The 12,894-nt window shown below is 73.5% G+C and carries 12 protein-coding genes; 7 read left to right on the top strand and 5 right to left on the bottom strand.

The genetic code is table 11. The features are described 5' to 3' along the window. Positions 1-40: 40 nt before the first annotated feature. On the top strand, positions 41-1,498 hold the full coding sequence (locus tag ACFV3R_RS21040; protein WP_385585016.1) for an NCS2 family permease: 1,458 nt from the start codon (positions 41-43) through the stop codon (positions 1,496-1,498). Positions 1,499-1,605: 107 nt separating this feature from the next. Then, complete coding sequence (locus tag ACFV3R_RS21035) at positions 1,606-2,853, top strand: XdhC family protein (protein ID WP_385585013.1); 1,248 nt, start codon at positions 1,606-1,608, stop codon at positions 2,851-2,853. 18 nt (positions 2,854-2,871) lie between these two features. Here the strand turns inward: ACFV3R_RS21035 and ACFV3R_RS21030 are convergent, their stop codons facing one another. The 3 genes from ACFV3R_RS21030 to ACFV3R_RS21020 form a co-directional block, all read right to left on the bottom strand. Continuing rightward, entirely contained in the window at positions 2,872-3,684 is an 813-nt protein-coding gene (locus ACFV3R_RS21030; RefSeq protein WP_385585010.1) for a cytochrome c oxidase assembly protein, read from the bottom strand. Then, the gene (locus tag ACFV3R_RS21025; protein WP_385585008.1) at positions 3,681-4,241 is read right to left on the bottom strand and encodes a DUF2243 domain-containing protein; all 561 of its coding nucleotides are present in this window, start codon (positions 4,239-4,241) and stop codon (positions 3,681-3,683) included. The genes ACFV3R_RS21030 and ACFV3R_RS21025 overlap by 4 nt, the downstream gene beginning before the upstream one ends. Positions 4,242-4,374: 133 nt before the next feature. Further along, positions 4,375-4,749 (bottom strand): MmcQ/YjbR family DNA-binding protein, encoded by a 375-nt coding sequence (locus tag ACFV3R_RS21020; RefSeq protein ID WP_385585005.1) that lies wholly within the window; start codon positions 4,747-4,749, stop codon positions 4,375-4,377. 262 nt (positions 4,750-5,011) lie between these two features. Here ACFV3R_RS21020 and ACFV3R_RS21015 point away from each other — a divergent pair, with 262 nt between their 5' ends. The 5 genes from ACFV3R_RS21015 to ACFV3R_RS20995 all read left to right on the top strand — a co-directional run bounded on the left by ACFV3R_RS21015 (position 5,012) and on the right by ACFV3R_RS20995 (position 10,132). After that, the gene (locus ACFV3R_RS21015) at positions 5,012-5,536 is read left to right on the top strand and encodes a hypothetical protein (protein WP_385585003.1); all 525 of its coding nucleotides are present in this window, start codon (positions 5,012-5,014) and stop codon (positions 5,534-5,536) included. A 169-nt stretch (positions 5,537-5,705) separates the two neighbouring features. After that, positions 5,706-6,626: a LysR family transcriptional regulator gene (locus ACFV3R_RS21010; protein ID WP_385585000.1), complete on the top strand. Its 921-nt coding sequence runs from the start codon at positions 5,706-5,708 to the stop codon at positions 6,624-6,626. 149 nt (positions 6,627-6,775) lie between these two features. Further along, on the top strand, positions 6,776-7,828 hold the full coding sequence (locus tag ACFV3R_RS21005) for an allantoicase (RefSeq protein ID WP_385584997.1): 1,053 nt from the start codon (positions 6,776-6,778) through the stop codon (positions 7,826-7,828). Between the two features lie 67 nt (positions 7,829-7,895). Then, entirely contained in the window at positions 7,896-8,900 is a 1,005-nt protein-coding gene (locus tag ACFV3R_RS21000; protein ID WP_385584995.1) for an EamA family transporter, read from the top strand. A 56-nt stretch (positions 8,901-8,956) separates the two neighbouring features. Next, a complete protein-coding gene (locus ACFV3R_RS20995) occupies positions 8,957-10,132 on the top strand; it encodes a M20/M25/M40 family metallo-hydrolase (RefSeq protein ID WP_385584992.1) in 1,176 nt (391 codons plus the stop codon). Between the two features lie 273 nt (positions 10,133-10,405). On the opposite strand, the gene thrS is transcribed toward ACFV3R_RS20995, so the two are convergent. Both thrS and ACFV3R_RS20985 read right to left on the bottom strand, forming a co-directional pair. Continuing rightward, on the bottom strand, positions 10,406-11,629 hold the full coding sequence (gene thrS, locus ACFV3R_RS20990) for a threonine--tRNA ligase (protein ID WP_385584990.1): 1,224 nt from the start codon (positions 11,627-11,629) through the stop codon (positions 10,406-10,408). Between the two features lie 417 nt (positions 11,630-12,046). Further along, positions 12,047-12,631 carry a TetR/AcrR family transcriptional regulator gene (locus tag ACFV3R_RS20985; protein WP_385584987.1) on the bottom strand — a complete coding sequence of 195 codons (585 nt, stop codon included), beginning with the start codon at positions 12,629-12,631 and terminating at the stop codon, positions 12,047-12,049. Positions 12,632-12,894: the final 263 nt, after the last annotated feature.

Here is a 12,894-nt window from a genome sequence, read left to right as displayed (position 1 = left end):
CGGCGTGCGGGTGTCCCTGTGAACCTTGGGAGAAGGCACCATGACCCAGCAGACCACCGAGCCGGGCGCGACGGCGGAGGAGGCGGGCCGCGGCTCGCGTCAGCCCGCCGGCCGCGGCTGGCTCGACCGCTACTTCCACATATCGGCGCGAGGCTCGACCCTCGCCGCAGAGGTGCGCGGCGGCATCACCACCTTCATGGCGATGTGCTACATCCTGCTGCTCAACCCCCTCATCCTCAGCACCCCGGACGTCGAGCACCACACCCTCGACCACGCGGCCCTGGTCACCGCCACCTCGCTGGCCGCCGCCGTGTCCACGCTGCTCATGGGCATCGTCGGCCGGGTACCGCTGGCGCTCGCCGCCGGCCTGAACGTCTCGGCCGCGCTGACCACCCAGGTCGTGCCGAACATGACCTGGCCGCAGGCGATGGGCATGTGCGTCGTCTACGGCGTGGTCATCATGCTGCTGGTCGTCACCGGCCTCCGCGAGATGATCATGAACGCCATCCCGCTGCCCCTCAAGCACGCCATCACCATGGGCATCGGCATGTTCGTCGCCCTCATCGGCCTGGTGAAGGCCGGGTTCGTCGGCGTGGGCAAGGGCTCGCCGGTCACCCTGGGGCTCGGCGGGCAGCTCACCGGCTGGCCCGTACTGCTCTTCTGCCTCACCCTGCTGCTGATCTTCATGCTCCAGGCCCGGCGCGTTCCCGGCGCCCTCCTCATCGGCATCGTCGTCGGCTCCCTCGCCTCCATCGTGGTCACGAACGTCGCCGGACTCACCGACAAGGACTGGGGCGGCACGACCCCGGCCCTGCACGGCAGCGCCGTCTCCATGCCCGACTTCTCGCTCTTCGGCCACGTGGACTTCGGCGGCTGGGGCCAGATGGGCGCGATCGGCGTCACGATGATCGTCTTCACCCTGGTCCTGGCCGGCTTCTTCGACGCCATGGCCACCATCATCGGCGTCGGCACCGAGGCGGGCCTGGCCGACTCCAAGGGCCGCATGCCCGGGCTGTCCCGGGCGCTCCTGGTCGACGGGGCCGGCGGCGCCATCGGCGGCGTGGCGGGCGGCTCCGGCCAGACCGTCTTCATCGAGTCCGCCACCGGCGTGGGGGAGGGGGCGCGCACCGGCCTCTCCGCCGTCGTCACCGGCCTGTTCTTCGCCGCCTGCCTCTTCTTCACCCCGCTGACGGCGCTGGTGCCGAGCCAGGTAGCCGCGGCCGCCCTCGTCGTCATCGGCTCCATGATGATGAGCACCGCGGCACACGTGGACTGGAGCGACCGGTCCGTGGCCATCCCCGTCTTCCTCACCGTCGCGCTGATGCCGTTCACCTACAGCATCACCGCCGGCGTGGGCGCGGGCGTCATCGCCTACACCGCCATCAGGACCGCCCAGGGCCGGGTGCGGGAACCCGGCGCCTTCATGTGGGGGCTGACCGTCGTCTTCCTCGTCTACTTCGCCCTCCACCCCATCGAAGGCCTGCTGGGCGTCAGGTGACGCCGGGCGGCCCCCCGAACGGGCCCGGTCCCCGCACCCCGCGTGAGAGTGCGCGCGGTGCGGGGCACCCCCGACCACCACCGCCTCCGACCGAAGGGACCCCGCACATGCTGGACATCGCCGAGGAGCTCCACCGGTGGGCCCGGCAGCAACGCGCCTTCGCCGTCGCCACCGTCGTCTCCACCCACGGCAGTGCGCCCCGGCAGCCCGGCGCGGCGCTCGCCGTCGACCAGGACGGCACCGCGATCGGCTCGGTCTCCGGAGGCTGCGTCGAGGGAGCCGTCTACGAGCTGTGCCAGGAGGCGCTGCGCACGGGCGAGTCCGCCGGCGCGAGCTTCGGCTACAGCGACGAGGACGCCTTCGCCGTCGGCCTGACCTGCGGCGGCGTGATCGAGGTACTGGTCACCCCGGTGCTGCCGGAGCGGGACGGGGCGCCGGGGGGCGTCCCGTCCCCCACGGCGCCGACGTCCGCCACGCTCACCGAGGCGGTGGCCCTCGCCGCCGCAGGCCACACCGCGGCCCTGGCCCGCGTCGTGGCCGGTCCGCCGGACCTGCTCGGCCGGGCACTGCTGGTCCGCCCCGAGGGCCCCCACCACGGCAGCCTCGGCTCCCCGGCGCTGGACCGGGCCGCGGCGGGCCGGGCCCGAGCCCTGCTGGAGATGGGGCGCACCGCCACCGTGGAGATCGGCCTCGGCGGCCCGGGGGAGGGCAGTGGCGGCTCCGGGCACTTGGGCGTCACCCCCGCCCCGGCCGGCGGGGCGGCCCCGGGGGTGTGCGGGCCCTCCCTCACCCTTCTGGTCGAGTCCTCCGTCCCGCCGCCCCGCATGCTGGTCTTCGGCGCCATCGACTTCGCCTCGGCACTGGTCCGCGTCGGCCGTTTCCTCGGCTACCACGTCACCGTCTGCGACGCCCGCCCCGTCTTCGCCACCGCGGCCCGCTTCCCCGACGCCCACGAGGTCGTCGTCGACTGGCCCCACCGCTACCTCGACTCCCAGACCCTCGACGCCCGCACCGTCCTGTGCGTCCTCACCCACGACGCCAAGTTCGACATCCCGCTGCTGGAACGCGCGCTGCGGCTGCCCGTCGCCTACGTCGGCGCCATGGGTTCCCGCCGCACCCACCTCGACCGGCTCCGCCGGCTGCGCGAGACGGGCCTGACCGACCGCGAGCTGCACCGGCTCCGCTCACCCATCGGCCTGGACCTCGGGGCGCACACCCCGGAGGAGACCGCGCTGTCCATCGCCGCGGAGATCGTCGCGGACCGGCGTGGCGGCACCGGCGTCCCGCTGACGGGCGCCCACACCCCCATCCACCGCGACACGGCGAGGGCCGGGCACATCGGTTCGGTGGCCTGAAGCAGCCCGCCCCGGCCGTCAGGCAGCCGCCGCGACGGGCCGGGGCCGGCGCTCCGGACGCCAGGTGGTGACGAGGGCCGCCGCGAGCAGCAGCTCGGCGATGTCCCCGCCGTAGTACATCAGCTCGGCCCCGCCCCGGACCTGCGCGACGGGCGCGTGGACGTGCGTGAAGAAGCCGCCGTACATCAGCTGGGAGACCACGGCGTGCACGGCGATGGCGCAGCCCAGCAGCCACAACCGCGCCGGCACCCCCGGCCGGCCCGGCGCCGGGTCCGGGCCCGCCACCACGTAGGCGAACAGGCAGCCCGAGAGCAGGAAGTGGACGTGCAGCAACCAGTGGCCGGCGGGGTGGGCGGTGAGGCTGTCGTACAGCGGTGTGAAGTACAGCGGCACCAGGCTGCCGGTGGCCAGCAGCAGCGCGCTGAGCGGATGCGCCACCACCCGGACGGGACGGCTGTGCAGGACGGCGGTCAGTCGCCGGCCGTGGCCGGGGCGGAGGTTGCGCAGCAGCAGCGTGACGGGGGCACCCAGCACCAGCGCGAGCGGGGCGTACATGCCCACCAGCAGGTGCTGCGCCATGTGACCGCGGAAGTCGCGGTGGGCGAAGGGGGCCAGCGGCGGCAGCAGTGCGACGGCCAGCAGCGCCAGGCCCGCGGTGAGACTGACCGCCCGCCACCGGCTCCGGACCGGCTCCGGGTTGCGGTGCCGCGCCCTGCCCACCAGGTACAGGTGGAGGCCGGAGCACGCCAGCAGGACCAGAGCCGGGAGCAGCACCGGCAGGAGGCCGCCGCCCGTGCCCGCGTGGCCGGGGTGCGTTCCGTGGCCCGTCACCGGTCCCTCGCCGTCCCTGCCACTGCGCTCCGGCCCGCCCCGGCGGGAGGAGCGCCGCGCCGGACCAGGTGGCCGCCCACGAGGAAGAGGGCACCCAGGACGAGGAAGCCGACGTCCCACCACACCTGGTAGGGGCCGCCGTGGACGTGGTGGATGCCGAGGACCTGGTGGTCCAGGAGGCCCTCGACCAGGTTGAACAGGCCCCAGCCGGCCAGCACCCAGCCCCACAGCACCCGCGACCCCCACACCCGTCGGCGGTCGTGGGTGACCCGCGCGTACAGGACGGCCAGGCCCGTCAGCACGGCGAGCCAGCACACGGCGTGGAAGATCCCGTCCCACACCGTGTTCATCTCCAGGCCCGAGACGGTGCGGGGGTCGTAGTACTTCACGCCGATGCGGTCCTGGTTGGTGCTGGTGAGCATGTGGTGCCACTGGAGGAGCTGGTGCAGCAGGATGCCGTCGACGAAACCGCCGAGCCCCACCCCCAGCACGAGGCCCGGCAGCCGCAGACTCACCGGCGCCACCTCGGTCCCGGTCTCCGCCGCCGTCGTCGTCATGCGCCCGTCTCCTCCCGCAACCGGTGTGCCGCGCCCTCGTCGGTGCGGTCTTCCCGTCGGCGGCGCCCTCGTCACACGGCCGGAGGAGGATTGGTCCGACCGGGCCACCGCGCCCCGGGCGGTGTCCGGCGCGTCAGCGCTCGCCCGGCCAGTCCAGCGCCAGCCGCCGGGAGCGGGGCAGACCCGCCACGACGAGGTCGTAGGAGTCCTCCACCATCTCCCACACCAGGGCGTCGGGCAGCGCCCCGTCCAGGGTGACGGTGTTCCAGTGCCGCTTGTCCAGGTGGTAGCCGGGCACGATCTGCGGGTGGCGGCCGCGGAGCCGGACGGCGTTCTCCGGCTCGCACTTGAGGCTGACGGTCAGCGGAACGGCCTCCAGCGCACTGATCACGAAGATCTTCCCCTCGACCTTGAAGGTGGTGATCTCCTGGTTGCCGGGGAACGGCCGTTCCTCGATGGTTCCGTTGAACTCCAGGCATGCGGCGCGCAGCGCCTCGGCGTCGATCATGGGGCCATTGTCGGGCTTCGGCGGCGGGGGAGGGCGGCCGACGGCGACCACCGCCTCCTCAGCCTCTCCCGGCCCGGGACCGGGAGGAGCCGGGCCGGCAGGCGCGCCGCCTCGACCCGTGAGGGCGTTGCTTTCTCGCACCACCACCGCGGAGCGCGCCCCGCCCGCCGCAACGACCGCCCGTCGGCAAGCGGTCCGGGTGACGGGCCGGTCCCCGCTGCGCTCCCTTGACGGGTCCGCTCTCCCCCGGGACTCTCCTTCCATGGTCAGGCGTCCGGGTGTCGGCACCAAGGTGCTCGGTGGGGTCCTGCTGGCCCTGAGCGCGGTCGCGGGGTGCGCGGCACCACAGGCCCGGCCGAGCGGCGGGAGGACCGCCCACCCTCCCGCCCCTGTCGCGACGGCGCTCGCGCCCCGCTCCACGGCCGACCCGCATGCGGCCTCTGCGTCCAGGGCACCGAACCTCGGAGCGCGGGGTGTGGCGGTCCTGGTGTCGGGGGCGGCCGTCAGGGGAAAGGCCGAGTACCCCCTGAAGGGCGGGATCGTCGGAGGGGGGACGCTGGCTGTCGCCGTCGACTGCCAGGGCCCGGGGAGGCTGACCGTCGCCGTGAAGGCCGCCGGCGCCTCGTTCACCGTGCCGTGCGGCTCCGGGAAGGTCCAGCCCCTGCTCGACGAGATCGGCTTCGGCTCGGGACGCCGGCGGGCGACGCTCGTGTTCACACCGGAAGGCGCCCGGACCGTCTGGTCCTTCGCCGCGGGCTGGGACCCGCATCCCCCCGAACGCCGGTAGGCCGTGCGGCCGGGTCCGCGGACCGGTGTCTCACGGTGCGGCCGGCCCCCGGGGGCGAGCCGGCAGGGAAGGGCGCAGTCCCCGTGCCCCGTCTCCACAACGGCGGGCCGCGGGCGAAAATCGTTGTGTTGGATTGTCCATCCGATAACGGTGGAGTAAGTTCAACTGAATGATCGACTGGGACCTTCGGAAGTTTCGGGTACTGCGGGAGCTGCGGCGGCAGGGGACGGTGACGGCGGCGGCGCAGGCGTTGTCCCTGACGCCCTCGGCGGTCTCGCAGGCGCTGTCCTCGCTGACGCGGCAGCTCGGCGCCCCCGTGGTGGAACCCGAGGGGCGGCGGGTGCGGCTGACGGAGCTCGCCCACCTGCTGCTGCGGCACGGTGAGTCGGTCTTCGCCCAGCTCGAACAGGCCGAGGCCGAGGTGGAGGCCTATCTCGGCGGCGAGGCGGGGCTGGTGCGGGTCGGCTCCTTCGCCACCGGGGTGGAGTCCCTGGTCATCCCCGCCCTCGACGTGCTGCGCGACTCCCACCCGACGCTGTCGGTCGAGATCCACGAAGCCGAGGCCTCCGAGGTCTTCACGCTCCTGGACCGGGGCGAGATCGACGTCGCCCTCTCGCTCGCCGCCCAGACACCGTCCGCCGCCGACGGCCGTTTCGCCCGCTTCTCCCTGCTCGCCGACCCCCTGGACTTCGCCGTGCCGGCCGGCCACCGGCTGGCCGAGAAGGTGGGCCTGAACCTGGTGGACGCCGCGGACGAGCCCTGGGTCTACGGCGCCACCGGGCCCTGGCGGGAGATCACGCTCGCGGTGTGCGCGACCGCCGGGTTCGCGCCGCGGGCCGCCCACACGGCGTCCGACTGGGGCGCGATCATGTCGCTGGTCCAGGCCGGACTCGCGGTGGCGCTGGTGCCGCGGCTGGTCGACACCCGCCGCCCCGGGGTCAGGGTGCGGGTGCTGGCCGCCGACAAGCCGCAACGCCACGTGGTCGGCGCCGTGCGACGGGGCTCGGAGGGGGCGCCGCGCCTCCAGGCGGTCGTCCAGAGCCTCCGCCGGGTGGCAGAGGAGCGGCGCCGCCTGCATCCCATCCTGTAGCCCCGAAGGTCTGTAGTGCAACTGAACAGTACCTGTCGAATCATTAGATGGACGTAAACCTTCCTGTGGGGCCAAGCTCTGGTTGTCCGAGCGGGGCCGCGGCAACACCGAGCGGCAACTCGGGCCCCACACAAGGAAGGAGACGTGCGATGACAGCCCTCACAGCCCAACTGGACCTTGCGTCCGCTGCATTGGGCGGTGTCGTCATGGCGGCGAACGACGAGACGTGTGCAGCCAAGGAGAACCTCCTCCGCCCCGAGGCGCCCGCCCCGGGTGCCGGCGGACCGGGTTCGGACGCCTGGGCCACCCGGCACCGTCACGAGCCCGGCGACGACTGGGCCCTCGTACGCCTCGGCGAGCCGGGCGTCATCTCCACCCTCGTCGTCGACACCTCCCACTGCGGTGGGAACAGCCCCCGCACCGCCGCCGTACAGGCCTGCACCGTCGAGGGCTACCCCGGGCCGACCGCCCTGCTGGACCCCCGCACCCCCTGGACCACGCTGCTCCCCCCGACCCCGCTGAGCGCCGACACCCCCAACGCCTTCGACGTGCAGGACCCGCACCGCTACACCCACGTGCGGCTGCGCATCAGCCCCGACGGAGCCGTGGCGCGACTCCGCGTCCACGGGCACGTGGTCCCCGACCCGCGGCTGCTGGCCACCGGTCGCACCGACCTCGCCGCCCAGGAGAACGGCGCCGTCGTGCTCGACCACTCCGGCAACCTCGACCCGCACCGGCCGCCGGCACTGACCGCCCCCGGGCCCCCGACGCACCCCGGCCACGGCTGGGCCCCGCCCAGGCGACGGGACGAGGGCAACGACTGGGTGCAACTGCGCCTGGTCGAAGAGGGTCTGGTGCGCCAGGTGGAGGTCGACACCCGCTTCTGCCCCGGCACCGCCCCTGCCCAGATCGCCCTCTACGGCATGAACGCCACCACGGCCGCCCTCCACGAGCCCGGCACCTGGTTCGAGATCCTGCCGCCGACCGCGGTGCAGCCCGACACCCGGCACCGCTACCCCGTCTCGACCGACCGGCCGGCCACCCACGTGCGGCTGGACGCCCTTCCCCACGGCGGCCTCGCCCGGCTGCGCCTGTGGGGGGAACTCACCCCCGCGGGAGCGGCCCGCGTCACCCGCCACTGGGAGCAGACCGGCCCCGCGAGTGCCCAGGCACCCGCGCCCGAGGCCGCTGCCGCCGCCTGACCTCGCACACCGCCACCCATCCGCCGCGGGGCCCCACCGGCCCCCGCTCCGAGCTGAGGAGCACTCCATGGCCACGCCCGTCGACACCGAACCCGCCACACCCCCGACCTCACCGAGCAGCGCCCCCGCCGACCGAGGGCCTGCCCGCCCCTCCGCCGCCCCGGCCACCACCCGGCGGGCACTCCTGCCGACCGGTGTCCGCGGCATGGTCCTCGCCACCGTCGCCACCGTGATCTGGTCGGGCAACTTCGTCATCGCCGACGGCATGTCGGGCAGCATCCCGCCCATCCAACTCGCCTTCTGGCGCTGGGTGATCGCCCTGGTCGCGGTAGCCCCCCTGGCCGTCCGGCACGTGCGACGGGACTGGCCCGTCATCCGCCGCCACCTCGGATTCCTCTCGCTGGCCGCCGTCCTGGGCGTCACCCTCTTCAACACCCTGATCTACACCGCGGGTCACACCAGCCCGGCCACCAACATGGCGCTGCTGGCCGCCGCCTCACCCCTGGTCATCGTCATCGGGGCACGCGTCCTGTGGCGGGAGCGGATGAGCGCGACCCGCTGGACGGGTGCCCTGCTGTCCCTGGTCGGCATCGTCGTCCTCATTACCAAGGGCTCCCTCAGCACCCTCCTGGGGCTGGACTTCTCCACCGGCGACCTCTGGATGGTGGCCGCCATGCTGACCTTCGCCGCCTACAGCCTCATGCTGCGCCGCACCCCCGAGGGCATCTCCGGTCTCAGCCTGCTGCTCGGCACCTTCACCCTCGGGACCGCCTTCCTGGCACCCGCCTACGCCTGGGACGTGACCGCACACGGCGGCTTCGACGTCCACCCCTCCACCGCCGGCGCCCTCCTGTACGTGGGCGTCCTCTCCTCCGCGGTCGCCTACTTCGCCTGGAACAAGGCCATCGCGACCGTCGGGGCGGGCCGCGCCGGCGTCGTCTACTACCTCGAACCGGCCTTCGTGGCCCTGCTGGCCTTCTTCGCACTCGGCGAGGGGATCAACCTGGCGCAGATCGCCAGCATGGTCCTCATCGCCATCGGGGTCGCCCTCAGCTCCCGCAGCAAAGCCTGACCCCACACCCCGCACACCCGACCACACCACCTCTTCCTTCGCAGACGGGAACCGCCGTGCACACCCCCATGATCGACGCCCCCCGCATGCTGACCGAGCTCACCCACCTCGCACAGATCGGCGCAGGCGCGGACGGAGCCATCCACCGCGTCGCCGGTTCCCGAGCCGACCTGGCTGCCCGCGACTGGCTGAGCAAGACCATGAAGGTCGCCGGCCTCACCGGACACCGCGACGAGATCGGCAACGTCTACGGGCGCCTGCCCGACGCCGAGGGGCCGTACGTACTGCTCGGCTCCCACGCCGACACGGTGCCCGCCGCGGGCCACCTGGACGGCGCCTACGGCGTCATCGCGGCCATCGAGGTGCTGCGCACGCTGGTCGAAGCCGGGCACCCGGCGGCCCGGCACGTGGAGATCGTGGCCTTCTGGGACGAGGAGGGGGTCGCCCCCGAGTCGCGCGGCGGCCTCACCGGCTCAACTGCCCTGTGCAACAGCCCGCACATCGAGGACATCAGCGCCTACCTGGAGCTCCACGTGGAACAGGGCCCCCGCATGGAGGCCGGGGGGCTGGACCTGAGCCCCGTCACCGGCATCGTCGGCGTGGAGCGGTACGAGGTCACGATGCGCGGCCAGGAGAACCACGCCGGCGCCTCCCCCTTCCACCTGCGTGCCGACGCCGGCCGCGCCGCCACCCGGGCCGCGGCGGCCCTCATGCCGCTGTGCCAGGACATCGACCCCGTCGGGATCATCGGCAACATCGGCGCCTGCACGTTCTCGCCCGGCGCGGCCAACGTCGTCCCCGGGGAGGCCACCCTCCAGCTGGAGGTCCGCGCCACCACCGAGGACCTCCTCCAGCAGCTGCGCACCCGCATACGCCGGGACTTCGCCGCGCTGGCCGAGGAGGAGGGCTGCACCTGCGAGATCCGCCGCATCTCGGCCAAGCCGGTCGCCGCCTTCGACCCCGAGATCGTCGAGACCGTCGAGAAGGTGTGCCGAGCCGCCAGCGACCGGGTGGCGCCCATGGCCAGCTACGCGGGCCACGACGCCAGCGTCATGAGCACCCGCGTCCCCACCGGCATGCTCTTCGTCCCCAGCACCTCGGGCATCAGCCACAACGTCCTGGAGCACACACCCGACCACCAACTGGTCATGGGCGCCCAGGCGCTGCTGGAGGCGGCCGTCAGCGTGGTGCAGGCCGGCTCCGCGCTCCCGGCCCTGACCGTCGCGGCGTAGCCTGCGCCCTCGTACGAACACCGCGGCACGCCCGGCCGGGGCGGGGCCGCGGTGTCGTGCGTGTGCCGGACCGCCACCGGGGCAGCGGTGCCGCTGGGCCCAGGCAGTGTCTTCAAAGTCCCGCCTGTCCGGTGGTGTCTGGCACGCACGCTCGCCGCGTTGTCGGTCGTCGGCGCAGCCCGCTGCGCTCTCCTCCCTCCGCCTTGCGATCGCACGCACCAGAGACCACCGGACCCGCCCTTCGGGCGAACGACGCCACTGTGAAGACACTGCCTAGCTGACGGCCTCCCACAGCTCGGTGCTGTGCCCGCCGACGAGAGCGCAGACCCGGGTGAGCACCTCGTCGACCGGCTGGGCGGCGAGGCGGCGACCGTCCCGCAGCCGCAGGGCGACCAGGTCGCCGGCGGCCTCCCGGGCACCGATGACGGCCTGGTAGGGGACCAGCCTGGCCGCCGCCACACGAGCGCCCAGACTGCCCCGCTCCGGTCCGCGGACCTCGGCGCGCAGCCCCAAATCGAGACACCGGTCCACGAAGGCGGCGGCGCTGGGCAGCTGGGCGTCCGAGACCGGGAGGACGGCCAGTTGGAGGGGGGCGAGCCAGGCAGGGAAGGCGCCGCCGTGTTCCTCGACGAGATGGGCGACGGCGCGCTCCAGGCTGCCGAGCACACTGCGGTGGATCATCACCGGGCGGTGCCCGGCGCCGTCCGCACCGGTGTAGGTCAGGCCGAACCGCTCGGGCTGGTGGAAGTCGACCTGGACGGTGGACAGGGTCGACTCCCGGCCCGCGTGGTCACTGACCTGGACGTCGATCTTGGGCCCGTAGAACGCGGCCTCGCCCTCCACCGCCTCGTAACGCAGACCGGAGTTCTCCAGGGCCTCGGTCAGCAGGGCGACCGACCGGCGCCACTTCCCGGGCGCCGCGACGTACTTGCCACCCGGGCCGGGGAGGGAGAGCCGGTAGCGGGCCCCGGTGAGGCCGAGCGCCCGGTGGGCCCGGCCGATCAGCGCCAGAGCCGCCTGCACCTCACCGGCCACCTGGTCGAGGGTGCAGAACAGGTGCGCGTCGTTGAGCTGGATCGCCCGGACCCGGGTCAGTCCCGCGAGGACGCCCGAGAGTTCGGAGCGGTACATGCCGCCGAGCTCGGCGAGGCGCAGCGGCAGCTCACGGTGGCTGCGGGGCCGGGAGCGGTAGATCAGCGCGTGGTGGGGACAGAGGCTGGGCCGCAGCACGACCTGCTCCCCTGCGAGGTCCATCGGCGGGAACATCTCCTCGCTGTAGTGCGCCCAGTGCCCGGAGATCTCGTACAGCTCGCGCTTGCCGAGCACCGGTGAGTACACGTGCCGGTAGCCCGCCCGCCGCTCGACGGTGCGCAGGTACTCCTCCAGGGTGTGCCGCACGGTCGCACCGTCCGGCAGCCAGTACGGCAGCCCCGCGCCGATCAGCGGGTCGGTGTCGAACAGGCCGAGTTCACGGCCGAGTCTGCGGTGGTCGTGCATGGCGGTCTCCTCAGGTGCGTCGGGGGAGTGACCGCAGCGCGAAGCCCCGGGGCACTCGCCCCGGGGCTCTTCGACAAGGCAGCTGTCAGCGCGCCGGGACACTCTCCGGCGTCGTCGTCATGGCAGCGCGCTTCATGTCGGTGACCGTAACCGTGCCCGGAGGCCGCCGCACCTGGTTTTCCGCCCGGCTGCGGGCACGACTGCGGCCCGGCCGCGCCGACCGTCCCCGGGATCCCGTGCCGCCCACGCGATACCCGGCCGATGCACCACCCCCCGAACCCGTCTCCCGTCCGGCCCGTCCCGACGGGCGGCGAAGCCGCCGGGCCCGAGCCCCTCGGCACCGCTGCCGCGCACGCCTCGAAGGCATGACACGACGGTGCGTGCCAGGCTGCGAACCCGGCGGCCGCACCGGGGGCGTCATGCGCGCAAGGCCTGCGACAGCGCGTCCACGGTCACGCCCACGATGGCCAGGAGCTGCTCCGGGCCCGCACCGGCCCTGCTCATGACGGCGAGCGACTGGTTCACGGCCGCCACGTGCACAGCGAAGGCCTCGGCGTCCCGGTCGGTCAGCCCGCCGGCCTTCAGCGCGGCGTGCAGGCGCACGTGCTGGAAGCCGAGCGCCTGCCTGGCGTGCGCCGCCACAGCCGGACTCAGCACGGGAACCGCCATGGCCGACTGGGCGATCAGGCATCCGTCAGGCAGTGCGGGATCGGCGATGCGATGGAGGGTGACCTCGAAGAACGCACGGACAGCGGCAACGGGCTCCGAGGCCGCACACGCCAGGGCGGCGTCGTACTTCTCGCCGTAGCGCGCGGCGTAGAGATCCAGGCAGCGCAGGAAGAGCGTGTCCTTGTCGCCGAGGGAGGAGTAGATGGAACTGCGGTTCAGGCCGGTCGCCCGGGACAGGTCGTCCAGCGAGGTGTCGGCGTAGCCGTCGCGCCAGAACTGGATCATCGCGGCGTCGAGCACCGCGTCCATGTCGAACTGCTTCCTGCCTGCCACGCTGCACTTCCCTGCCGATGTGTCGAGGGTCCGGACTCTCTCTGTCACGCCCCATCCTATCTTGGACCAATCAGTTCAAGATGTGTTAGCTTTCCGGCAGGGCCGCGACCTGGGCCCACCGCGCACTCCGCGACCGTGCGAGGAAGCACGCCACGCGGTCCCAGCCGCCCCCTCAGGGGTCCTTGCCATATGCCCGCCCGGGTCGCGTGGTCTGGCACCGCACCTCGCGGCGTTGCCGAAAAGCCCTGGTAGCTCCGCTACGA

This window comes from Streptomyces sp. NPDC059740, assembly GCF_042733155.1.
GTDB lineage: Bacteria > Actinomycetota > Actinomycetes > Streptomycetales > Streptomycetaceae > Streptomyces.
The sequence above is the reverse complement of the archived record's forward strand: the minus strand, read 5'-3'. Positions and strand labels throughout refer to the sequence as shown.